We start from the raw sequence: 23,574 nt of genomic DNA on the forward strand, positions 1-23,574 counted from the left end.
ATTAGACCCCTTTCCCAGCAATGAGGCCTTGCGGCCGGAATTTGATGAAGGCGATGGCGAGCACGAAGACGAGGACGTCGGCGACGACGGGAGACATGACCCATGGCAGCGCCGCGCTGAGCGTGCCGATGACGCCGGCGCCGGCGACCGGACCGATGAAGGAGCCGACCCCGCCGACCATCACGGCGACGAAGCCCTGGATCAGGAAGCGGATGCCGAGATCGGCAAACAGGCTGAACACCGGCACGATCAGCGCGCCGGCAAGCCCGGCCAGGGCCGCGCCGAACGCAAAGGTCGCGCCGTAGATCAGCGGCGTCGAGATGCCCGACGCGCGCGCCAGCGCCGGGTTTTCCAGTGTGGCGCGGACCCGAAGCCCGAAGCTCGTGCGCGCCAGCAGCAGATAGCAGCCGCCCATCACCAGCAGCGTGATCACGATGATGGTGAAGCGCCAGGCCGAGATGTGGACGGAGCCGAGGTCGATCGAACCGCCGATCGGCTCCGGCACCGTGAGATAGAAGCCGCCGATCAGGCCGCGGACGCTTTCGCGGATGATCAGCCCGAGCGCATAGGTGCCGAGCATCGCCACGATCGGCGCGGCATAGAATCGCCTGATGATCAGCGCCTCCAGCACGAAGCCGAGCGCGCCGACCACAAAGGGCGCGGCGACCATGCCGACCCAGACCGGTGCGCCATGGGCGTAGGCCAGATAGGTGACATAGGCCCCGAGCAGAACGAATTCGCCCTGCGCGAAGTTGAAGATGCCCATCATGCTGGCGATGATGCCGAGCCCGAGCACGACCAGCACGATGATCGCGCCGAAGCTCACGATCTCGAACACCGCGGCGAAGGTGCTAGCCATGGTGCCCGATCCGTTCGGCCTGTTTCTGCGACAAGCGGCGCCTCACATCTTCTTCCAGTCGCCGGCCTGCTCGAAGGCGTGCGCGGCACGGTAGATGGTGGATTCCTCGAACATCCGGCCGACCAGCATGAGCCCGACCGGCAGGCCGTCGACCATGCCGCAGGGCAGCGACATCGCCGGGTGATGGGTGATGTCGAACGGCGCGGTGTTGGAGATCATCTCCAGCGCGCGGGCTACATACTCCTCGCGGCTGGCATTGGCCTCGGGCAACTTCGTCGCCTTCATCGGCGTGGTCGGCATCAGCAGCAGATCGTAGTCCTTGAAGGCCTTGTCATAGGCTGCGGCCAGCCGGCGGGAGATGTTGAGCGCCTTGCCGTAGAAGCGCGGACCGAAGGTGTTGTTGATGTAGGTGCCGAGCATCATGAACAGCTTCGTGGTCTCGGACAGCGAATCCGCCTGACGGCGCCAGCCGCGATGGAAATCCATCAGCGAGGTCGAATAGAGATCGCCGCGGCTGAGGCCGTAGCCGTCGCCGAACATCATGGTCTGGGTCAGGCCTTCGGTACCGATCGGCGTCCAGATCGCGCCGCCGAGCATGTGCATCGGGATCGACACCGTCTCGACGCTGGCGCCGAGGTCCTTGAAGCGCTTGGCCGCCTCATGCACGCTCTCATTCACCGCGGCCTCCGCCGTCGGCTGCTCAAAACCTTCCTTGACGATGCCGATCTTCATGCCCTTGACGCCTTTGCCGAGCGCCTTGGTGTAGTCGTCGACCTTCGGCGCCTTGATCCGGGGATCATAGCCGTCGTCGCCGGCCAGCACTTCGAGCAGCAGCGCGTTGTCTTCCACGGTCGCGGTCATCGGGCCGGTGTGGTCGACATAGATCTCGATCGGCATGATGCCGGTGTAGGGCACGAGGCCCCAGGTCGGCTTCATGCCGTAGGTGCCGCAGAACGAGGACGGCATGCGGATCGAGCCACCCTGGTCGCCGCCGATCGCCATGTCGACCTCGCCGAGCGCAACCACCACGCCCGAGCCCGACGACGAGCCGCCGGCCGAATAGCCCATCTTGTGCGGATTGTGCACCGGCCCGTAGGAGCCGGTGTGGCTGCCGCCGGACAGACAGAAATGCTCGCAGTGCGTCTTGCCGGCGATCTCGGCGCCGGCATCCAGCATGCGGGTGACGATGGTGGCATCGAAATCGGGGATATAGCCTTCCAGCGTCGACGAGCCGTTGGTCATCGGCACGCCGGCCAGCATGATGTTGTCCTTCAGCGCCACCGTCTTGCCCTTGAGCTTGCCGGAGGCTGCGCCCTTCACCGTCGACTTGCGGTACCAGGCGTTGTGCTTGTTGTCTTCCGGTGCCGGACGATAGCCGGGCGTGCGCGGATATTTCACCTCGGGCAGTTCGTCCGGCATCTGGGCGACGAGGTTGTAGGCATCGACCGAGCCCTGCATCAGGCCGCGGAACGAGGCCACGTCCTCATCGGTCAGGGACAGGCCGCACTGCTCGGCGACGGCACGAAGTTGCGTTGGCGTGGGAAGGACGACGGTCACGGCGCTCTCCTGAAGCTTTTGATCTCTGGGATTTGATTCCTGGATCGGATCCCTTGGGCACGAAGCAGCAGCGGCGCGTTTGCCCCGCGCGAACCGCTCACCCCGTTGTTGTATTGAAAACGGAAATATTTTCCTTTTCAAGTATTATTTCATGGATCGGTTAGGCAGGCTGTCGCATCCGGCGTCAGATCGCCTTGATCACCCTGAAGTCGAGGCCATCGGCTTCGGCGAGATACATCGGCATCCTGGCGTGGCCATTGCGCACCGTAACCGGACCGCGCGGGCCGCGATAGACGAGATTGTCCGCCGCCGCGAGCAGCGGCCGCAGGTCGAGCGTGCCGGCGCGGTTGGCGGCAGCCTCCAACAGGCAGAAGCCTTCATAGGCGGACTCGCCGCACGATCCGACCGGCGGCGCGAACGGACCGAACATCGCGCGATAGCGGTCCCTGAAATCGTCGCCGGCCTGCGAGCCGACCGAGGGGAAATAGCCGGAGGCGCAGAACAGGTTCTCGGTCTTGTCGGCGCCGATGCCGAGCAGCGCGGTTTCGTCGAAACAGCCGGCAAAGCGCAGCGTGGTGGCGGCAAGCCCGGCGTCGGCGAAGGCGCGGTTGAAGGTCACGCCGTCTGTGCCGATCAGCGAGATCAGCACGACATCGGGCTTCGCCGCACGAATCCGCTCCAGATGCGCCCCGTGATCGTCCTCGCCGACCGGCACGAACTCCTCGCCGACCACGAGGCCGCCGGTCTCCTTGATGTAGCGCCTCACCGCGCGGTGCGACTGCCATGGCCAGACATAGTCGCTGCCGATCAGGTACCAGCGTTTGGCGCGCTTCGCCTCGGCCAGCCAGTGGATCGACGGCCGGTTCTGCCAGCGCGGCGTCTCGCCGATCGCAATGACGCCCGGCGTCCGCTCGCCGCCTTCATAGACCGGCGTGTAGATGTAGGGGATCTTGCTGCGGGTGATGAGGTTACGCAGCGCGACACGCACCGCGCTGGTGTGCATGCCCATGATGAGATCGACCTCGTCGGAGGCGATCGCCTGCTCGGCGCGGTCGATCACCTCGTCGATTGGGCCGCCGGCGTCGTAGACCGAGAACTCGATCTCACGGCCGAGGATGCCGCCGCGCCGGTTGATTTCCGCAACGGCGAGCTGCGCGGTCGAGGTCGCGGCCGGCCCCCACATCCCGGGCGAACCGGAGCAACAGACGAAGCCCCCGATCCGCAGCCGGTTGCGCGCGCCGCGCGGACCGAACCCGCCACGATCCATCGGCGCAAGCAGGCGATCGGAGGCCGCCGACGCCAAGTTCCTGAACAGCAGGGATGGCGGGAACGGGAGGCCGCCACCCCTGTGGTTCAGGTTTCTTGCCATGACGTTGGGCGTCGAATGCACACCTGCTCCTGTCCGGCACCCGCACGCCGCTCACGGCATCGCCCTCACGGGCGACGGTGCCATTAGCTCCTGTTTTGGCGCGTTCTCTTCACGCGAACCGGTACCCACTTCGCTCGAGAACGCTTCTAGATCGTCTTGATCACATTGAAGTCGAGACCGTCGGCCTCGGCAAGATAGATCGGCATTTCGGCACGGCCGTCGCGAATGGTCACGGTGCCGCGGGCGCCGCTATAGACGAGGTTGCGCGCCGCAGCGGACAAGGGGCCCGTCGACAGCGAGCGGGCCCGGTTGGCCGCCGCTTCGAGAAAGCGCATCCCCTCATAGTTCGACTGTCCGACCGAGCCGATCGGCGGCGCGTGCGCCCCGAACATCGCGCGGTAGCTGATCTGGAACTCGTCATTGGCGCGCGAATCGACGCAGCCGAAATAGCCGGAGGCGCAGAACAAATTCTCGGTCGCGTCCGGCCCGATGCCGAGCAGCACGGTCTCGTCCATCGCGCCCGCATAACGCAAGGTGGTGGCGGCGAGCCCTGCGTCGGCGAAGGCGCGGTTGAAGGTGATGCTATCGGTCCCGATCAGGGTGATCAGCACGACATCGGGCCGTGCGGCGCGGATCCGCGCCAGATGCGGCTCGTGATCGTCCTCGCCGAGCGGGACGAATTCCTCGCCGACCACCTGGCCGCCGGCCTCCTTGATGTAGCGCTTCACCGCGCGATGCGATTGCCAGGGCCAGACATAGTCGCTGCCGATCAGGTACCAGCGCTGCGCCTTCTTGACCTCGGTGAGCCAGTGGATCGCCGGGCGGCTTTCAGCGCGCGGCGTCTCGCCGATCGCCATCACGCCGGGCGTCCGCTCGCCGCCCTCATAGACCGGCGTGTAGACATAGGGGATGCGGCCGGCTGTGACCTTGCGCAGCGCGAGGCGGACCGCCGAGATATGCGAGCCCATCATGACGTCGATCTCGTCGAACGCGATCGCCCGCTCGGCGCGGCGCACCACCTCCTCGATCGGCCCGCCGGCGTCGTACATCGACAATTCGACCTCGCGGCCGCGGATGCCGCCGCGCCGGTTGATCTCGGCAACCGCGAGCATGACGCTGTTGGCCGAGATCGGCCCCCAGATTCCGGGCGCGCCGGAGAAGGTGATGAAATTGCCGATCCTAAGCTTGCCGTCGGTGCCGCCACGGCGCGAGGACCGCGGCTTGACGGTCAAAGCGAGATCGGCCGCACAGGACGACGGATTTCGAAACAGGTGCGGCGGCGCGACGGGCATGCCGCCATACGCCTGGAAGGAGACCGTCGAGAGCACGCCAACTCCTGTCTGGGAAGCAGTACGCAACGCAGCCAGCGGGCGGTCGCGGCATCCGCCCCTTGGTTGGGGGAATATCCTAGGGGAAAATATTGAATATTCAACAATTGAAGTGCATATAGAAATGGCATGAGTTGCCGGACATTCATTCACCGGGTCAGGAACCAGGTCTCACGCCGTGGCTAAACCGCCGAAAGAAAATTCCCCGATCACCGAACACCTCACCTACCTGCTCGCGCAAGCCAACCGGGAGATCAACCGGCAGTTGGAGACGCGGCTGGCCAAGGAAGGCGTGCCGGTCGAGCAGTGGCGCATCCTCAAAGTGCTGTCCGACGGCAACGGACACTCGATGGGCGAGCTTGCCGACGCGGTGCTGCTCAACCATCCGACGCTGACCAAGATGATCGACCGCATGGTGTCGGACGCCCTCGTCTATCGCGTGCAGGATCCGAAGGATCGCCGCAAGGTGCTGATGTTCGTCTCCGACCGCGGCAAGGCGCTGTGCCGCCGGCTGAACTCGCTGGCGGTGAGCCAGGAAGAGCACATCGTCGAGAGCTATGGCGACAAGTCGACCACCGAGCTCAAGCGGCTGCTGGAAAGCCTGATCGGCAGCGCCAACTGAGGCAACAGCCTCCGCTACGACGCCACCTCGTCCTGCGCCACAAGGCCCGCCGGCCGCACCGGCTTGAGGGCGGTATCAGCGACCGGATGGGCCAGCCGGTTGCCGACGATCATGATCGCGCACACCACATAGCAGCAGACGCCGAGTGCGAATGTCGTGGTGATGCCGAACTGGATCGACAGCGCCATGCCGAGCACGGAAGCAAGCATCGAGGTGATGCCGTTGGTGCTCCAGAAGAAAGGCAGCAGCCTGTCATGCCGCCGCCAGATGCCGAGGCCCAGCGGGAACATCATGCCCATGCAGAAAGCCGGCGGGGCCAGCAGCGCGACCGACACCAGGATGCGGATGTCGGTCGGCGCGGAGCGCGCCCAAGCGGTGACGGTCGGCGTCAGCAGGCCTGCGGCCACCAGCGTTGCGCCCAGCGCCACGAGGCGAGCGATCAACATGGCCGGCCGCGAAGGCGCGGCACCCACCGTGGCGCTGCCGATACCGCCGAACAGCAGGATCGTGAACAGCACGACGCTGAGCCCGTAGACCGGGTGGCCGAGGAACACCATCAGCCGTTGCATCTGCGAAATCTCGATCAGCATGAAGCCCATGCCGATCGCGGCGAAATAGGCCACCGGCGGCGCCAGTGTGGCCACCGGCATCCGCCGCATCAGGCGCGTGAAGGGAATGCCGATGTAGTAGATGCAGATGCCGAGCTGGAAGACGAGCACCCATTTGATGATGCCGAGCGCTGCGTTGTTCTGCGCCTCGAAGCCGTTCTTGAGGAACAGATCGGCAAGTCGCGCGGTATAGAAGAAGAATGGCTTGTCGTCGGTCGAGGCCGCGATGTTTGCTGGTAATGAATCAAGGAAGCTCTGGTCGGCCTTGCCCGATAGAAGGGTCGAGGTCACACTGTCATACGCGATGCCAGGCCCGAGCAGCAGCTTGAATCCCTGTGCTTCCAGCCGGTCGCGCGCGCCCTGCCATTGCGCCGCCGTGAACGCCTCGGGCCGGGTCATGACCGTGACGACGCTGCCGACATTCGCCGCAATCACATGCTGCGACAATTCGGTCATCGGCACGCCCTGATGCTGCAGCGCCTCGGCCGCGATCGCAATCAGGCGATAGAACTCGCCGCGATAGGCCGTAGGTTCGTACCAGCGCGACACCGAGAGCATGCCGCCCGGCTTCAATGCGCGGAAGAAATCGTCCCACGCCTCCACGGTGTAGAGCCGGTTCTCGGTCAGCGTCAGCCCGCCGGCTGCAGTGGCGGCCCAGGTGTCGATCAGCGAGATCTGGATCAGGTCGTAGCGATCGGGCGAGTGGTTGATGTAACTGCGCGCTTCCGCATTGACCAGCGACACGCCGGGCTGGCGATGGAGATGACCCGAATAATCGGCGAACTTGTCGGTCAGCACTTCGAAAATCGCGGGATTGATTTCGATGCCGTGAATTCGCTGGGCGCCGAAATAGAGGGCGGAGAGGATGTCGCGGCCGCCGCCGACGCCGACCACGGCCACGTCACCCGGCCGTTGCTGCACCAGATAGGGCGCGTTGATGACGTCGTCCTTGAGATAGGAAACCTTCGTCAGATCGCCGGAGAAGCGGGTGATCGGCGTCGCCGCGTCGGCATCGATGTCGAGATAGAGCTGCTCGATCCTGGTATCCGGGGTGCGCGAGAAGGACCAGCCGAACGGAAGCGTGAGCCCGAGATCGGTCACGCGGATGCGCGAATAGGTGTTCCAGCGCTCGAACAACGTTCCGGTCTGCTGGGTGCCCTTGGCCCAGATCACGCCAAGATGGCTGCCGCCGGTTGCGGCCAGCGCGGTGTGAACGGCGGCGAGCGCGGCGAGACCAAGCGCGGCGTTGCGGCTCAGGCGCATATCGCTTCGGCCTTCGCCGTGACCGACCACGAACCAGCCGACGGCCGCGGCGCAGGCGCCGATCCACAGCGTTGCGCTGACCGGATCGATCACCAGCAGCACGAAGATGATGCCGAGGCATCCGACCGCGGCGCCGACCAGATCGGCAGCGTAAAGCCAGCCCCCGACATTGGGCAGCCGGGTCAGGAGAAGCGTGATGCAGATGCCGCCCTCGGCAAACGGAATGGTGAAAGCCAGCGCCACCACGGCGAGCGCGGACATGGCATATGCGTCGGGCACGACCAGCGGCGCATACAGAAAGGCGACCATGACGGCGACGCCGCTGATCGCGAACCGCGCGGCATGACGGGCAAATTCCGGCGCCACACGCTCCGGCGCATAACGGGTGGAGTCCTCATAAACCTTCATTGCACCGCGCGTCAGCCCGAACATCGCAAGCGCGATGGCCCCGAAAGCGAAATGGTAATGCACCATCACGCTGAAGAAGCGGGTAATGAGGATCTGATAGGCCAGCGTGGCCGACGCCAGCACGAAGATCGCCGGATAGTAGCGGCCCGGCATAGTCGTCGCGGTCTGCAAGGCGCGGCCTCCTGATCGAGCCTTGATCAAAGAGACGCTTTGATGCGCGTTGGCGGCTCACCCGACGCGCCCGGCAATATTGAAGCACAGAGCACTAACAAGTGATTGATTGGACGAGCCAACTCCGACTTTGGGCAGTGGCCGGACCGTCGGCGGGCTTAGCGCAGGGTTACCGGGGAACCCCAAATCGCGAAAATACCGCCTCGCCGACAGACAGCCATGCCGGGAGGCTCCAACAAAAAGTCCGGTCAACATGTCGGAGTGCCGGTCGCGGGCGCGTCCTCCGAATGCGCTAACGCTGTGCGCGCGGTTCCGGCTCATCCTCCTCATCGATCACAAGGATTCCCCCGTCATGACTTCGATCACGCCGTTCCTCTGGCTCGACAACAACGTCCGCGACGCCGTCGCCTTCTACAAGTCGGTGTTTCCGAACGCCGAGATCGAGACCGTCAGCGATTTCATGGCGAGCTTCGAGCTCGAGGGGCAGCGGTTCTACGCGCTCAATGGCGGCCCGCAGCACAAATTCAACGAGGCGGTGTCGTTCTTCCTCAGCGTCGAGACCCAGGAGCAGGTGGATTACTTCTGGGAGAAGCTCACCGACGGCGGCCAGGAATCGCGCTGCGGCTGGCTCAAGGACCGCTTCGGCCTATCCTGGCAGGTGATCCCGACAGCGCTGAGCCGCTATCTCGGCGATCCCGACCGCAAGGCGGCCGATCGCGCGATGCAGGCGATGCTGAAGATGCAGAAGATCATCATCGCCGATCTCGACAAGGCGTTCGCCGGCTGACGGCGATGTAGCCTCGACGGCGGGCGCATCGCCCGCCGCGTCAGGGCTTGCGGCGGCTTACGCGTAGCGCCCGTGGCAATGCTTGTACTTCTTGCCTGACCCGCAGGGGCAGTCCTCGTTGCGGCCGACCTTGCCCCAGCTTGTCGGGTCATTCGGATTGCGGTCGGCGGCGGGCATCCCCGGCGCCAGCGAGGCCTGGGCGTAGGTGGCCTCGGTCAGGCGGGCCTGGGCGAACTCATCCTCGCCGGTGTGGGGATCGAGCTTGTGCGCTTCCATCGGCGGCAGCGGCATCGCAGGCTCATCCGGCGGCACGATCTCGACCCGCATCAGTTGCGCGGTGACGGCCTCGCGCAGATGCGCGCTCATCTCCTGGAAGAGATTGAAGGCTTCGGTCTTGTACTCCTGCAACGGATCGCGCTGGCCGTAGCCGCGCAGGCCGATCACCTGGCGCAGATGGTCGAGCATGATCAGGTGCTCGCGCCAGAGATGGTCGAGCGTCTGCAACAGGATGGTCTTCTCGACGTAGCGCATCACGTCGGGGCCCCACTGCGCGACCTTGGCCGCCATGCGCTCGTCGACATGATTCTCGATGCGGTTGAGCAACTCCTCGTCGGCGATGCCCTCTTCCTTGGCCCATTCGTCGACCGGCAAATCGACATCGAGCACGCGCTTCAACTCTTCCTTGAGGCCCGCGGTGTCCCACTGCTCGGCATAGGCGTGCTCGGGGATGTGCTTGGCGACCACGTCCTCGACGAAGGCATGGCGCATGTCGGTCACGGTCTCGACGACGCTGTCGTCCTTCATCAGGTCGATGCGCTGGTCGAAGATCACCTTGCGCTGGTCGTTCTGGACGTTGTCGAACTTCAAGAGGTTCTTGCGGATGTCGAAGTTGCGCGCCTCGACCTTCTGCTGCGCCTTCTCGAGCGCCTTGTTGATCCAGGGATGGATGATGGCTTCGCCTTCCTGCAGCCCGAGCCGCTGCAGCATGCTGTCGAGCCGGTCGGAGCCGAAGATGCGCATCAGATCGTCTTCCAGCGACAGGAAGAATTTCGAGCGGCCGGGATCGCCCTGGCGGCCGGAACGGCCGCGCAGCTGGTTGTCGATGCGGCGGGATTCGTGGCGCTCGGAGCCGATGATGTAGAGGCCGCCCGGCTTCTTCACCGTCTTGGCGGGCTTGTTGCCCTTGGCGGGCTCGACCTCGAAATCCTCTTCCGCCTTCAGCACCAGTTCGCGGAAGCGCTCGATGTCGGCCTTGATCAGCTCGATCTTCTTCGCCTTCTCGGCTTCGTCGGTGATCGCGGCGGTCTCCTGCTGGATCCGCATCTCGAGCGAGCCGCCGAGCTTGATGTCGGTGCCGCGGCCGGCCATGTTGGTCGCGATCGTGATCGCACCCGGCACGCCGGCTTCCGCGACGATGTAGGCTTCCTGCTCGTGGAAGCGCGCGTTCAGCACCGCGAACAGTTTCGCCGGCTTGCCCGCGCGCGCCGCCGCATAAAGCTTGTCCATGCCGGACTCAGCGCCGAAATCGATCTGCTTGTAGCCGTGCTTCTTGAGGTACTCGGCAAGCACTTCCGACTTCTCGATCGACGCCGTGCCGACCAGCACCGGCTGCAACCGCTTGTTGGCGCGCTCGATCTCGGCGAGGATCGCGGCGTATTTTTCGTTCTGGGTGCGGTAGACTTCGTCGTCCTCGTCGAGACGCGCCACCGGCAGGTTGGTCGGGATCTCCACGACCTCGAGCTTGTAGATGTCGAACAGTTCGTCGGCTTCGGTCAGCGCCGTACCGGTCATGCCGGACAGCTTCTGGTACATCCGGAAATAGTTCTGGAAGGTGATCGAGGCCAGCGTCTGGTTCTCGGGCTGGACCGTGACGTGCTCCTTGGCCTCCAACGCCTGGTGCAGGCCTTCCGAATAGCGCCGGCCCTGCATCATGCGTCCGGTGAACTCGTCGATGATGATGACCTCGTCGTCGCGGACGATGTAGTCCTTGTCGCGCGTGAACAGCGTGTGCGCGCGCAGCGCCTGGTTGACGTGATGCACGACGGACACGTTCTCGACGTCGTACAGCGACTCGCCCTTGAGCTGGCCGGCGTCGCGCAGCAGGTTCTCCAGCTTCTCCATGCCGCCTTCGGTCAGCGTCACCGTGCGCTGCTTCTCGTCGACCTCGAAGTCGTCCTTCTTGGCGAGCTTCGGCATGAAGGTGTCGATGGTGTTGTAGAAATCCGAACGGTCGTCGAGCGGGCCGGAGATGATCAGCGGCGTGCGCGCTTCGTCGATCAGGATGGAGTCGACTTCGTCGACGATCGCGTAGAAATGCTCGCGCTGGACCATGTCCTCCAGGCGGTACTTCATATTGTCGCGCAGATAGTCGAAGCCGTATTCGTTGTTGGTGCCGTAGGTGATGTCGCAGGCATAGGCGGCCTTGCGCTCGGCGTCGTCGAGGCCGTGCACGATCACGCCGGTGGTCAGCCCCAGGAACGAATAGATCTGGCCCATCCAGCCGGAGTCGCGGCGGGCGAGGTAGTCGTTGACGGTGACGACGTGGACGCCCTTGCCGGCGAGCGCGTTGAGGTAGACCGCGAGCGTCGCAACCAGCGTCTTGCCTTCGCCGGTCTTCATCTCGGCGATGTCGCCCTCGTGCAGCACCATGCCGCCGATCAGCTGGACGTCGAAATGGCGCTGGCCGAGCGTCCGCTTGGCCGCCTCGCGCACCGTGGCGAAGGCCGGAACCAGGAGCTCGTCGAGCGTCTTGCCGCCGGCGAGCTGCTGCTTGAACTCGGCGGTGCGGGCCTTGAGTTCGTCGTCCGTCAGTTTGACGAGGTCGGGCTCCAGGGCGTTGATGGCGCTGACGCGGGACTGATACCCCTTGATCCGACGGTCGTTGGCGGAGCCGAAAAACTTGCGGGCGAGCGCGCCGATCATGCGAAATTCCTGTTCTTCGGTCTCGAGTTCGGTCTTGGTTCGGTTTTGAATTTCAGTCTTGAATTTCAGTCTTGGAATACAGCCTGAGATGGTCCGCCGGATTGCCTATCAACTCACCGTGACGCGCTACGGTTCGAGCCCCGACCCGGAGCTCCTCCGCCAATTGAGTGGGAAACAGGCCATCCTGGGTTCAACGGCGAAAAACGCAGCAAAATAAGCGCTCTCACCACTGACACGGTCGGCCAGAGATATGGCCCGGTCGGGGGGTTGTCAACGCCGCCAAGATGTCAAGGAATTCATCATTTTGACAAGACTTTCGCGTTGCCAATGTAACACGATTGGGCGAGTGTCCGCCCCGCTCGAGCTTCCCCCCTTTGAGACAAGGATTTTGCATGACCACCTCGCCTCCGGAAACCAAAACCGGCCTGCGCCTCGGCCTCGCCACCCTGGCCGCCACGGGCTGTCTTGTCGCAGTGCTGGCTGCCGGCCTCCCGGTCCGCGCCGCGGAATCCGACCCGGTGCTGGCGAAGGTGAACGGTTCCGAGATCCATGCCAGCGACGTCGCGCTCGCCGAGGAGGAACTCGGCCCGAGCCTGCAGCAGATGGACCCCTCGACCCGCAAGGACAACGTGCTGTCCTTCCTGATCGACATGAAGATCGTGTCCAAGGCCGCCGAGGACAAGAAGATCGAGAACAATGACGACTTCAAGAAGCGGCTCGCCTTCACCCGCAACCGCCTGTTGATGGACAGCCTGCTTGCCAGCGAGGGCAAGGCCGCGACCACCGACGATGCCATGAAGAAGGTCTATGAAGAGGCCTCCAAGCAGATCACCGGCGAGCAAGAGGTGCGCGCCCGCCACATCCTGGTCGAGACCGAGGATGAGGCCAAGGCGATCAAGGCCGAGCTCGACAAGGGCGCGGACTTCGCCGAGCTCGCCAAGAAGAAGTCCAAGGATCCCGGCGCCTCCGACGGCGGCGACCTCGGCTTCTTCACCAAGGAACAGATGGTGCCGGAATTCTCCGCGGTCGCCTTCACGCTCGAGCCGGGCAAGATCTCCGATCCGGTCAAGTCGCAGTTCGGCTGGCACATCATCAAGGTCGAGGAAAAGCGCAACCGCAAGGCGCCCGACTTCGAACAGGTGAAGGCCCAGATCGAGACCTATGTGACCCGCAAGGCCCAGGCCGACTATGTCGCCAAGCTGCGCGAGGCCGCCAAGGTCGAGCGCCTGGACAAGCCGGCCGAGACGGCCAAGGACGCGACGGCGCCGGCGGATGCCGCCAAGGACGCGCCGAAGCCCGCCGACAACAAGATGGCGCCGGCGAAGAAGTAAGCTTCTCGAACATTGTTGCAGTTGCGATGGCCGGGCATGTCCCGGCCATTTGCGTTTTGCGGTGAAGCCGTAGCCCGGATGGAGCGCAGCGAAATCCGGGGCAGACCATCCGCAGTGACAGCGGCCCCGGATTACGCTGCGCTTCATCCGGGCTACGGCTTCCTTGAACAATTGATGACACCATCGCAGCCCTCTCCCGCTTCAGCCGGCGAGATGTTATGCAGCGCTTCCCTCCCCGTAGCCGGAAGCCTCCCATGTCCACCGCCGTCTCCCCCCTCGCCCCGCCTGACGTTCCCGAGATGCCCGTGATCGCGGGTGTGCGGCTTGCGACCGCTGCCGCCGGCATCCGCTACAAGGGCCGCACCGACGTGCTGCTCGCGCTGATGGACAAGGGCACCACGGTGGCCGGCGTCTTCACCAAGTCGAAGTGCCCGTCGGCGCCGGTCGAATGGTGCCGCGCCAAGCTGAAGGGCGGGGCTGCGCGCGCGCTGGTGGTCAATTCCGGCAACGCCAACGCCTTCACCGGCAAGACCGGCAAGGCGTCCACCGCGCTGACCGCGCAGATCGCGGCGAAGGCGGTCGGCTGTTCGACGTCGGACGTCTTCCTTGCCTCCACCGGCGTGATCGGCGAGCCGCTCGACGCCACCAAGTTCGACGGCGTGCTGGCGCAGCTCGCGGAAACCGCGATCCCCGATCTGTGGATGGACGCGGCCAAGGCGATCATGACCACCGACACCTTCCCGAAGGTCGCCACCGCGACCGTCAAGCTCGGCAAGGCCAAGGTGACAATCAACGGCATGGCCAAGGGCGCCGGCATGATCATGCCCGACATGGCGACCATGCTGTCCTTCGTCTTCACCGATGCGCCGCTGTCGGCGTCGGTGCTGCAATCGCTGCTCAAGGCCGGCGTCGAGGACACCTTCAATGCGCTGACCATCGACGGCGACACCTCCACCTCGGACACCCTGCTCGCGTTTGCGACCGGTGCTGCAGCCGCCAACGGCGCGCCGAAGATTTCGCGCGCCAGCGACCCGCGCCTGAAGGCCTTCACCAAGGCGTTCCAGCAAATCCTCGCCAATCTGTCCGAGCAGGTGGCGCGTGACGGCGAGGGTGCACGCAAGCTGGTCGAGGTCGTGGTCGAGGGCGCGACGACAAAACCGTCGGCGCGCAGAATCGCGATGTCGATCGCCAATTCGCCGCTGGTGAAGACCGCGATCGCCGGCGAGGACGCCAATTGGGGCCGCGTGGTGATGGCGGTCGGCAAGGCCGGCGAACCCGCCAACCGCGACAAGCTCTCGATCTCCTTCAACGGCATCCGCGTCGCCAAGAGCGGCGCGCGCGATCCGTCCTACAATGAAAAAGAGGTGTCGGAGGCGATGAAGGCACCAAAGATCCAGATCAAGGTCGCGCTCGGCCTCGGCAAAGCCCGCGACCGCGTGCTGACCTGCGATCTCACCAAGGAATATGTCGCGATCAACGGCGATTACAGGTCGTAATCGCTTTCCCCATCACCTCCGTCATTGCGAGGAGCGAAGCGACTAAGCAATCCATCCGTCCGAGCATGCGGACAGATGGATTGCTTCGCATCGCTCGCAATGACGGTGTGAGTCCCGTCATCCCCGCGCAAAGGCTTCGCCTTTGTCGCTGGAGGTGCGAGCGGAGCGAGCCTCGGAGGATGGACGGCCCTGATAGCGCCGCTTCGCGGCCTCCTCAGGGTGACGGAGAGAGAGCGTGAGCTTTCGCTAACTGCTGATCCGCGCGTCGGCGACCGCCTTCTTGAACAGCGCGTTCATCGCGTCCGCGATGCCTTGCGTCGGGCTGACCTCGAAATAGAAGCCCGGCGACGCACAGGCCTGCATGTTCTGTGCGATCTGGCTGTTCGGCGACGGGCCGAACGGGCCCTGATTGAACGGATCGATCCAGGTCATGTACCAGTTGTTGGTCGGCAGCTGCAGATAGGTGGTGTAGAGCACCGCGATCTTGATGTTGCGCTTCTTGATCGCATCGCAGAGCGCCGGATTGATCGGCGACTGGCAGCGATTGCTGCCGGTGATCGGCTTAAGACAGCTTGAATTCGGCTCGTCGGCGACCCCGTCGGATACGAAGAACAGATATTTGAGCGGCGCCGACGACGTGCCGGCGCCCGGGTTTGCGATCGCGTTGTTGATCTGGGGGAAAATCGCGGTGAACTGGCTGTCCTTGTCCGCGGTGTAGGAATCGTTGTTGCCGTAGACGCCCATCAGATCGATGTTGCCGGCCGCCGATTTTGCACTCGACAGGCTCGACGACAGCGAAAACAGGCTTCGCAAGCCGTAGGTCGCCGAGGACGCGCCGAAGTCATAGATCGCCATGCGGAACTGGCTCGAATAGGTCTGGGTCGCCGCCGCGGTGTCCATCAATTGCTGGGTCGCGCTGCGAAGCACGTCGATCCGCGTCGTGACGCCAAGCGATTTCGCCAGGTTGTAGTAGTTGTTGGGGTCGTTGTAGTCGTGGCAGGCGAAGGCGCACTGGTCGTTCGGCTTGAAGCTGTTGCCGGTGGTGGCCGTGACCAGCTTGGCGACGTCCGTCGGCGTGGCGCCGACCCCCATCGACGGCGAATTGTCCAGCAGCAGATAGAAATCGATATAGAGCGGCATGTTCGCGGTCGAGGTCGAGGTGCCCGACACCGACACCTTGCTCCGCCCCAACACGCCGAGGAACATGGTCGGGACATCGGCGGTGAACTGGACCGTCGAGGTGATGGTGCCGCCGCTCTTGATCATGGTCGGCGTCACGCTGGTCAGCGTGAAGCCGTTCTGGTTGAAGACGTTGCCGTTGAAGATCTTCTTCGCGTCGGCCTCGCCGGCCGAAATCTCGCCGTCCGAGGTCATGGCGCCGGCCGCGATGAAGCCGGGCGATGCCTTGGCGACCGATCCGACGCTCGCCGCGTCGGCGGCGGATATCAGCTTGCTGCGGATCTGGTTGGCGCGGGAATAGTCGACCGCGCATCCGACCGCGACGAGGAGCGGTAGCGAGGCCAGGCCGAAGATCATCGCGATGTTGCCGGAGCGATCGCGGCGGAAACGGCTGACGGTCCGGAGCAAGGTGCGCATGGGTTATGTCGGCAGAGAAAATGATGGGCTGATAAATCAGGACCTTCACCCTGCCGGCTGCGCATTAAGGCCGACTTATCGCGAATGCGGAAAAAGCGCGCAGGCACAAATCGTTTGGCTGACGGCGCGTTGCTGGTTAATGAAAGCTTGCAACCTAAGAAGGAATATTCGTGCTGCATGGCTGACATCAAGCTGACCCTCGTCGTCGCCTGCGCGCTGGTCGATGCCGACAAGCGCGTGCTGCTGGCGCAGCGTCCCGAAGGCAAGGCGTTGGCGGGACTGTGGGAATTCCCCGGCGGCAAGATCGAGCCCGGCGAGCGGCCGGAACAGACCCTGATCCGCGAGTTGCATGAGGAGATCGGCATCACTGTGAGCGAGCCGTGCCTCGCGCCGCTGACCTTCGCCAGCCATGCCTACGAAACCTTCCATTTGCTGATGCCGCTCTACATCTGCCGGCGATGGGAGGGCATGGCGGTGGCGCGCGAGGGCCAGAACCTCGCCTGGGTCCGCGCCAGCAAGCTGCGCGACTACCCGATGCCGCCGGCGGACATTCCGCTGCTGCCGCATCTGATGGATCTGTTGCTGTGATCTTCTTCGCCTCTCCCGCTTGCGGGGAAAGCGCGGCTACCCAAAATATCGAAAACAACCCCATGCACAGTAGCCGGCGGCGGCCGGCGTTCGACCAGGCGACTTGACACGTCGGGCAACTCACGGGTATTTTTCCAATATTCCGAAATCGTGCAAGCAACCGCCGCCACGGGGGCGATCGCTATGGCATCTGTGCGGACTTCTGCCACGGCCACAGTCCCGATGCGGCCCGCGGACATCCCGCTGCTGCCGTATCTGATGGATTTGCTGCTGTGATCTCTTCATCCTCCCCTGAAGGGGGAGGATCGATCCGCATGAAGCGCAGCGGAATGCGGATCGAGGTGGGGTGACGGTCTCTCAACACGGGCACTGTTCGAGTTGAGAGACCGTCACCCCACCTCGCCGCTCATTTCATTCGCGTCGATCCTCCCCCTTCAGGGGAGGATGAAGCCTTCACCGCCGCCTCGAGACTCGCCTTCGCCGAACCCGGCTTCAGCGGCTTCGGCTGGCTCTCATGCGGCGCCCAGCCGGAGAGCCAGACGATGTCGAAGGTGGCGCGGATGCGGCCGTCGGGGTCGGCGAATCGTTCGCCGTAGATTTGCGCCATCCGCAGCATGGTGGCGCGGCGGGTCGGGGTGTGGCGGCGCTCGCGCAGCACATTGGTCGCGCCCATGCGCCTGAGATCGGCCATCAGGGCGAACGCGCTGGCGTAGCGCACCACGACGCGGTCGACATCGGTGACCGGCAGCGCAAAGCCGGCCCGCTGCAACAGCGCGCCGATGTCGCGCAAATCGGCGAACGGCGCGACGCGCGGCGACACGCCGCCCTCGCACTCCGCCTCCGCCGCGGCAAAGCTCTGCCTGAGCTCGGTCAGCGTGTCGCCGCCCAGCATCGCCGCAAGCAGCAGCCCGTCGCCCTTCAGCGCCCGGCGAAGTTGCGCCAGCACGCCCGGCAGATCATTGACGAACTGGAGCGCCAGCGCGGAGACCGCGAGATCGAGCGACTCGGGCGGCAGGCCGAGCGCTTCCGTCTCAGCGAAACCGATCGTATCGACTGATCCGACTCGTCCGCGCAGGGCGTCCGCAAGCCCGTCACCCGGCGTCCAGACGTCGGCCGCGGAAGAAAAGCTGCGCGACACCGCCAGCAAGCGGTCGGCCATGTCCTCGGTGGCGCGCTCGAGCAGGAACGTCGCCGCCCCCTCGCGCCGCGCGCGCGCCAGCCGCGCGCCAAGCAATGCGCGATCGAACAGGATCGGGGCCGTGGCCGGGGTCGTTGCCATCCGCGCTGGTTACGCCGGACCGCCGCCGCAGGCAATGCGCCTTGAGCCCGTGCGGCTCAAACGCTAGCCTCATCTGCCATGGACGCCGAGGCATCACCGACACGCTCCATTACCGGTCATTTGCAGCGTGCGCTTGGCGCGGTTGGGGGCGCGTGGCTGCGCACCGCGCGGCTGGCGCTCGATATCGCGCTGCCGACGCTATGCGTGTCCTGCCGCGAGCCGGTTCATGGCGAGGGCGTCTGCGCGGCCTGCTGGGCCAAATTGTCGTTCATCGCGCCGCCGTTCTGCCCGCGGCTCGGGATTCCCTTTGTCTACGATCCAGGTCCCGAGCTGCTGTCGATGGAGGCGATCGCCAATCCGCCCGCCTACAGCAGAGCCCGCGCCGCGGTGCGCTATGACGACGTCGCGCGCACCCTGGTACACGCATTGAAATACCAGGACCGCACCGATCTCGCGCCGACAATGGGCCGCTGGATGGCGCGGGCGGGGAAGGAATTGCTGGGGGATGCCGACATGCTGGTGCCGGTTCCGCTGCATTGGCGGCGCGGCTGGAGCCGGCGCTACAACCAGTCCGGCGCGCTCGCCAAGGTGATCGCCGGCCAGAGCGGCGTCAAAATGGTCTCCGAGGCGCTGCGGCGCACCCGCGCCACCGAGCAGCAGATCGGGCTGTCGCGCAAGGACCGCGCCAGCAATGTGCAGGGCGCATTCGGGGTCGCCGATGAACGCAAGGCTGACATCCAGGGCCGCCGCGTGGTCCTGGTCGATGACGTCCTGACCTCGGGCGCCACAGTGGATGCCTGCGCGCGGGCGCTGTTGCGCGCCAAAGCCGCACAGGTCGACGTGCTGGTGTTTGCCCGGGTTGTCGATACCCACCGCGCTCCCATATAATCTGTGACTTCTGTTTCAACCGAGCACACCATGACCGCTGCCATCGAAATCTATACCCGCCCGGGCTGCGGTTATTGCACCGCGGCCAAATCGCTTTTGACGCGCAAGAACGCCGCGTTCACCGAATTGAGCGTCGCCAGCAACCCGGCGTACCGCGACGAGATGTACGATCGCGCCGGCGCGGGCTCGACGTTCCCGCAGATCTTCATCGACAAGACCCATGTCGGCGGCTGCGACGAGCTCTACGCGCTCGACCGCGAGGGCAAGCTCGACGGCCTGCTCAGCAACGGAGGCGGCGCCTGATGAGCACGGACAACATTTTCACCGCCGCCATGGTGCAGATGCGCACCGGATTACTGCCCGAGCCGAGCCTGGAGCAAGGCACGCGGCTGATCCGCGAAGCGGCGGCGCAAGGCGCCAAATACGTGCTGACCCCCGAGGTCAGCAACATGATGCAGCTGAACCGCAAGGCGTTGTTCGAGCATCTGGCGAGCGAAGAGGACGACAAGTCGCTGCAGGCCTATCGCGCGCTGGCCGCCGAACTGAAGATCCACCTGCATATCGGCTCGCTGGCGCTGCGCTACTCGCCGGAGAAGGCGGTCAACCGCTCGTTCCTGATCGGGCCCGAGGGCAATGTGCTCGCGAGCTACGACAAGATCCATATGTTCGACATCGACCTGCCAGGCGGCGAGAGCTATCGCGAATCGGCCAACTACCAGCCCGGCGAGACCGCCGTGATCTCCGACCTGCCCTGGGGCCGGATCGGATTGACGATCTGCTACGACGTGCGCTTCCCGGCGCTCTACCGCGCGCTCGCCGAAGCCGGCGCGTCGTTCCTCACCGTGCCGTCTGCCTTCACCCGCAAGACCGGCGAAGCGCATTGGCACACCTTGCTGCGCGCCCGCGCCATCGAGACCGGCTGCTTCGTGTTCGCAGCGGCGCAAGCCGGCCTGCATGAGAACAAGCGCGAGACCTTCGGCCATTCGCTGATCATCGACCCCTGGGGCGAGATCCTCGCCGAGGGCGGCGTCGAGCCCGGCGTGTTCCTGGCCGAGATCGATCCCGCCAAGGTCGAGACCGCGCGCAAGACCATCCCTTCACTTCAGCACGGCAGGCGTTTCGGCATCGCCGACCCCAAGGCCGGCCCGGAGCATCTGCACCTCGTCCGGGGTTCGGCATGATCCGCTACACGCTGCGCTGCGAGCGCGGCCATCAGTTCGAGAGCTGGTTCCAGAGCTCTTCGGCCTATGAATCGCAGGAGCGGCGTCATTTGATCGATTGCCCGTCCTGCGGCTCTGACAAGATCGAGCGCGCGATCATGGCGCCGCAAATCGTCAGCAAGAAGGGCCGCGAACCGGCCCGGCCGGCGCCGGCCGCCCCCGTCGAGGCGACGCCACCCGAATCGACATCGCTGATGATGGCGCAGGAGCGCGAGTTGCGCAGCAAGCTGAAGGAACTGCGCGACCACATCGTGAAGAACGCCGACAATGTCGGCGACCGCTTCCCGAACGAGGCGCGCAAGATGCATTACGGCGATATCGAGCATCGGCCGATCTATGGCGAGGCCTCGCCCGAGGAGGCGCGCGCGCTGATCGACGAAGGCGTCGAGGTCTCGCCGCTGCCGACGCTGCCGGAAGACCGGAATTGACCGCGACCTGGCAGGTCTGGGCGTTTCTTTCGGCCATTTTCGCGGCGCTGACCGCGATCTTCGCCAAGGTCGGCGTCGAGGGCATCAACTCCGATCTCGCCACCTTGATCCGCACCGTGGTCGTGCTGATCACGCTGTCGGCGATCCTGTTCGCGACCGGACAATTCACCCAGGCCGGACCGATCTCGGGCAAGAGCTGGCTGTTCCTGCTGCTGTCCGGGCTCGGCACCGGCGCGTCGTGGATCTGCTATTTCCGCGCGCTGAAGCTCGGCCCCGCGACGCTGGTCGCGCCGATCGACAAGCTCAGCGTGGTGCTGGTGGCGCTGTTCGGCGCCGTATTCCTCGGCGAGCGCCCCTCGCCCTATGGCTGGATCGGGATCGCGCTGATCTCGGCCGGCGCGGTGCTGATCGCCGTGAAGGGTTGATCTAAGCCGCGATCAGCAGCGCGACGCCGATCACGATCAGGACGATGCCCAAAACCTCACGCAGCGAGAACGGCTGCTTGAGCGAGAAATACGCCACGCCCTGCGCGAACAGCACCTCGATCAGCGCCAGCGTGCGCACGTTGGCGGCCGCGGTGAGCGCGAACGCCAGGAACCAGAACTGCGAGGAGAACGCGCCCATGAAGCCCGCGAACATCGACGGTCGCCACAGGCCGAGGATTTTTCGCAGCACGTCGGGCGCGCGCAGCAGCAGATAGACCGACAGGATCAGCGTCTGGACGAACAGGCTCCACATCAGCGTGTAGGAGGCCGCCGTCACAAACGAGACGCCGGGCACGGCAATGATCGCGCCGCGAAAACTCACCGCCGAGATCGCGAACACCGCGGCGGCGCCGAGGCCGAGCACGGTCGGCCGCAGATCGGCAAAGCTCTTCGAGCCGCCCGGCCTGAGCGCGGTGACGACGACGCCGATCGTGGCGATCACGATCGCGATCACCTTAGGCGTCGTCAGATGGTCGCCGAGGAAGATGAAGCCGAAGATCGCGGTCTGGATCGCCTCGGTCTTCATATAGGCCGTGGTCACCACGAAGGAGCGGTCGTTCATCGCCAGCAGCATGAAGCCGGTGCCGACGATCTGGCTGAGCGCGCCGGACAACAGCCACGGCCAGAACGACGCCGCCGGCCACGGCACGCGATCGCCGGTCAGCAGCACCGCCAGCGCGAAGAACACCACCGCGAACGGCAGCCCGAACAGGAAGCGAATATTGGTCGCGCCCCAGGTCCCGAGCGGCCCGGTCAGATGCCGCTGCATCGCATTGCGCGCCACCTGCCCGAACGCAGCGACAATGGTGAAGGGAATCCAGAGCGAGGCGATTGAGAACATGCGGGACGAGGAAAGTGCGCCGGGGCGGGAGTACGCGCACAACGTGCCGATTGCCGCCGACGCGGTCAACCGAGCCGGCGCATGACTGGATTGCGATCGAGCCGCAAACTCCCCGTAGCCCGGATGAAGCGCAGCGCAATCCGGGGCCAGCTTAACCGCGGACGAAGGAGTCCCGGATTGCGCTGCGCTCCATCCGGGCTACGGATTCCCCCATGGGCGGGGGAGGTGAAGGCTACACCTCCTCAGCCACCACCATGTAGTTCACGTCCATGTCGGACGAGACGGTCCATTTGTCGGCGAGCGGGTTGTAGACCACGCCGGCCTGTTCGGTGACGGCGAGGTTGACGTCGCCGAGATAGCGCTCGAGCTCGGCGGGGGTGACGAACTTGCTCCAGTCATGGGTGCCGCGCGGCAGCCAGCGCAGCACGTATTCGGCGCCGACAATCGCCAGCGCGAAGCTCTTCCAGTTGCGGTTCAAGGTCGAGACCACCATCAGCCCGCCCGGCTTGAGCATGACGGCGCAGCGCTTGATGAAGGCGCCGACATCGACGACGTGCTCGACCACCTCCATCGCCAGCACGATGTCGAAGCGCTCGCGTCCGTCCATCTCCTCCACCGTGGTGCAGCGGTAGTCGATCGACAGATGCCCCTTGTCGGCATGCAGCTTCGCGGCCGCGATGTTGGTGGCGGAGGGATCGATCCCGATCACCTGGGCGCCGAGCCGCGTGAACGGCTCGCACAACAGCCCGGCGCCGCAGCCGATGTCGAGCAGGCGCAGGCCGGACAGGCAGCTCAGGCTCTTGGCGTTGCGCTCGAACTTGCGGCAGGCGGCGTCGCGGATATAGGTCAAGCGCAGCGGATTGATCTTGTGCAGCGGCGCCATCTTGCCGCGCGGATCCCACCACTCATCCGACAGCTTTGAGAATTTCGCGACCTCGGCCGGATCGACCGAGGCGGCGGTGGAATTGGAAAGCGTTGTGGCCATGATTGCGCGCGCCCCTATCGCGCGGTGATCGAATTGCGAAACGACAGCGGCGAGGCAATGGTCTTGATGGTCTCGATGCCCTCGCCGACGCCGCGGATGGTGACGTCGCCATAATTGAGCAGGCGCCCCATGATGCTCTGGTTGACGTCGACGCTCTCGACCTTGTCGAGGCTCATTTCGAAGGTGCGCCGCTTGATGAAGCCGCTCTTGTGCACCACGCGGAAATTGGTGACGTCGGTTTCCGTGGTCCAGCGATGGAACCAGGCCGCGCCGGTCCAGTACAGCGCCGCGACCGCGACCACGGCGGCGGCCGCCAGGCAGGCCAGCACCAAGGCGTCGACCATCGTCATCCGGGACAGGATCAGCAGCGCCAGCACCACGATCCAGGCCGCGATCGCCGGCAGATAGAACATCCAGTGCGCATTGGTGGAATACAGCACCTTCTCGCCGGGCTGCAGGATTTCGTCGATATAGCGTCCCATCCAATCCCGCCTTCGCGTTACCCGCGAGTCACCCTTGCGCCACAGCCCGCCCGCAACCGGC

General features: G+C 65.0%; 21 protein-coding genes. 10 read left to right on the forward strand and 11 right to left on the reverse strand.

Annotated features, from left to right (window positions below; all coding sequences use genetic code 11):
* Position 1 precedes the first annotated feature (1 nt).
* The 4 genes from JQ573_RS30350 to JQ573_RS30365 form a co-directional block, all read right to left on the reverse strand.
* Positions 2-859, reverse strand: a complete 858-nt coding sequence (locus JQ573_RS30350; RefSeq protein WP_092120142.1) for a branched-chain amino acid ABC transporter permease — start codon at positions 857-859, stop codon at positions 2-4.
* Positions 860-901: 42 nt separating this feature from the next.
* Positions 902-2,416 carry an amidase gene (locus JQ573_RS30355; RefSeq protein WP_212311941.1) on the reverse strand — a complete coding sequence of 505 codons (1,515 nt, stop codon included), beginning with the start codon at positions 2,414-2,416 and terminating at the stop codon, positions 902-904.
* Between the two features lie 184 nt (positions 2,417-2,600).
* Complete coding sequence (locus JQ573_RS30360) at positions 2,601-3,785, reverse strand: substrate-binding domain-containing protein (protein WP_212312934.1); 1,185 nt, start codon at positions 3,783-3,785, stop codon at positions 2,601-2,603.
* Positions 3,786-3,931: 146 nt separating this feature from the next.
* Complete coding sequence (locus JQ573_RS30365; protein WP_212311942.1) at positions 3,932-5,113, reverse strand: substrate-binding domain-containing protein; 1,182 nt, start codon at positions 5,111-5,113, stop codon at positions 3,932-3,934.
* A 178-nt stretch (positions 5,114-5,291) separates the two neighbouring features.
* Here JQ573_RS30365 and JQ573_RS30370 point away from each other — a divergent pair, with 178 nt between their 5' ends.
* Positions 5,292-5,735, forward strand: coding sequence for a MarR family winged helix-turn-helix transcriptional regulator (locus tag JQ573_RS30370; protein WP_038387042.1), 444 nt, complete (start codon positions 5,292-5,294; stop codon positions 5,733-5,735).
* Positions 5,736-5,749: 14 nt separating this feature from the next.
* On the opposite strand, the gene JQ573_RS30375 is transcribed toward JQ573_RS30370, so the two are convergent.
* Entirely contained in the window at positions 5,750-8,185 is a 2,436-nt protein-coding gene (locus tag JQ573_RS30375; RefSeq protein WP_212311943.1) for a hypothetical protein, read from the reverse strand.
* Positions 8,186-8,537: 352 nt separating this feature from the next.
* Here JQ573_RS30375 and JQ573_RS30380 point away from each other — a divergent pair, with 352 nt between their 5' ends.
* Positions 8,538-8,972: a VOC family protein gene (locus JQ573_RS30380; protein WP_173640120.1), complete on the forward strand. Its 435-nt coding sequence runs from the start codon at positions 8,538-8,540 to the stop codon at positions 8,970-8,972.
* A 57-nt stretch (positions 8,973-9,029) separates the two neighbouring features.
* Here the strand turns inward: JQ573_RS30380 and secA are convergent, their stop codons facing one another.
* Entirely contained in the window at positions 9,030-11,894 is a 2,865-nt protein-coding gene (gene secA, locus JQ573_RS30385; RefSeq protein ID WP_212311944.1) for a preprotein translocase subunit SecA, read from the reverse strand.
* Between the two features lie 392 nt (positions 11,895-12,286).
* Between secA and JQ573_RS30390 the strand changes: the two genes are divergently transcribed.
* A complete protein-coding gene (locus JQ573_RS30390) occupies positions 12,287-13,225 on the forward strand; it encodes a peptidylprolyl isomerase (RefSeq protein WP_212311945.1) in 939 nt (312 codons plus the stop codon).
* A gap of 254 nt (positions 13,226-13,479) precedes the next feature.
* The gene (argJ, locus tag JQ573_RS30395; RefSeq protein WP_212311946.1) at positions 13,480-14,721 is read left to right on the forward strand and encodes a bifunctional glutamate N-acetyltransferase/amino-acid acetyltransferase ArgJ; all 1,242 of its coding nucleotides are present in this window, start codon (positions 13,480-13,482) and stop codon (positions 14,719-14,721) included.
* Positions 14,722-14,967: 246 nt separating this feature from the next.
* Here argJ and JQ573_RS30400 read toward each other — a convergent pair whose 3' ends face one another.
* Entirely contained in the window at positions 14,968-16,317 is a 1,350-nt protein-coding gene (locus JQ573_RS30400; RefSeq protein ID WP_212311947.1) for a TadE/TadG family type IV pilus assembly protein, read from the reverse strand.
* Between the two features lie 177 nt (positions 16,318-16,494).
* On the opposite strand from JQ573_RS30400, the gene JQ573_RS30405 reads away from it, so the two are divergent.
* Positions 16,495-16,905 carry a (deoxy)nucleoside triphosphate pyrophosphohydrolase gene (locus JQ573_RS30405; RefSeq protein WP_212311948.1) on the forward strand — a complete coding sequence of 137 codons (411 nt, stop codon included), beginning with the start codon at positions 16,495-16,497 and terminating at the stop codon, positions 16,903-16,905.
* A 406-nt stretch (positions 16,906-17,311) separates the two neighbouring features.
* Here the strand turns inward: JQ573_RS30405 and JQ573_RS30410 are convergent, their stop codons facing one another.
* Positions 17,312-18,184: a methyltransferase domain-containing protein gene (locus tag JQ573_RS30410; RefSeq protein WP_212311949.1), complete on the reverse strand. Its 873-nt coding sequence runs from the start codon at positions 18,182-18,184 to the stop codon at positions 17,312-17,314.
* Between the two features lie 78 nt (positions 18,185-18,262).
* On the opposite strand from JQ573_RS30410, the gene JQ573_RS30415 reads away from it, so the two are divergent.
* The 5 genes from JQ573_RS30415 to JQ573_RS30435 are packed head-to-tail and all read left to right on the forward strand — an operon-like array spanning position 18,263 to position 21,145.
* Positions 18,263-19,072, forward strand: coding sequence for a ComF family protein (locus JQ573_RS30415; RefSeq protein WP_212311950.1), 810 nt, complete (start codon positions 18,263-18,265; stop codon positions 19,070-19,072).
* A 30-nt stretch (positions 19,073-19,102) separates the two neighbouring features.
* Positions 19,103-19,375, forward strand: coding sequence for a glutaredoxin 3 (grxC, locus tag JQ573_RS30420; RefSeq protein WP_097671104.1), 273 nt, complete (start codon positions 19,103-19,105; stop codon positions 19,373-19,375).
* Positions 19,375-20,253, forward strand: a complete 879-nt coding sequence (locus JQ573_RS30425; RefSeq protein ID WP_173640112.1) for a carbon-nitrogen hydrolase family protein — start codon at positions 19,375-19,377, stop codon at positions 20,251-20,253. The genes grxC and JQ573_RS30425 overlap by 1 nt, the downstream gene beginning before the upstream one ends.
* Positions 20,250-20,720 (forward strand): DUF1178 family protein, encoded by a 471-nt coding sequence (locus JQ573_RS30430; protein ID WP_212311951.1) that lies wholly within the window; start codon positions 20,250-20,252, stop codon positions 20,718-20,720. The genes JQ573_RS30425 and JQ573_RS30430 overlap by 4 nt, the downstream gene beginning before the upstream one ends.
* A complete protein-coding gene (locus JQ573_RS30435) occupies positions 20,717-21,145 on the forward strand; it encodes an EamA family transporter (protein WP_212311952.1) in 429 nt (142 codons plus the stop codon). The genes JQ573_RS30430 and JQ573_RS30435 overlap by 4 nt, the downstream gene beginning before the upstream one ends.
* Before the next feature lies 1 nt (position 21,146).
* Here the strand turns inward: JQ573_RS30435 and JQ573_RS30440 are convergent, their stop codons facing one another.
* From JQ573_RS30440 to JQ573_RS30450, 3 genes are all read right to left on the reverse strand, one after another.
* A complete protein-coding gene (locus JQ573_RS30440; RefSeq protein WP_212311953.1) occupies positions 21,147-22,046 on the reverse strand; it encodes a DMT family transporter in 900 nt (299 codons plus the stop codon).
* Between the two features lie 232 nt (positions 22,047-22,278).
* The gene (gene ubiG, locus JQ573_RS30445; RefSeq protein WP_212311954.1) at positions 22,279-23,031 is read right to left on the reverse strand and encodes a bifunctional 2-polyprenyl-6-hydroxyphenol methylase/3-demethylubiquinol 3-O-methyltransferase UbiG; all 753 of its coding nucleotides are present in this window, start codon (positions 23,029-23,031) and stop codon (positions 22,279-22,281) included.
* A 14-nt stretch (positions 23,032-23,045) separates the two neighbouring features.
* On the reverse strand, positions 23,046-23,513 hold the full coding sequence (locus JQ573_RS30450; protein WP_212311955.1) for a PH domain-containing protein: 468 nt from the start codon (positions 23,511-23,513) through the stop codon (positions 23,046-23,048).
* Between the last annotated feature and the right edge of the window lie 61 nt (positions 23,514-23,574).

This window comes from Bradyrhizobium sp. AUGA SZCCT0105 (genome assembly GCF_018129565.1).
Classification (GTDB): Bacteria; Pseudomonadota; Alphaproteobacteria; order Rhizobiales; family Xanthobacteraceae; genus Bradyrhizobium.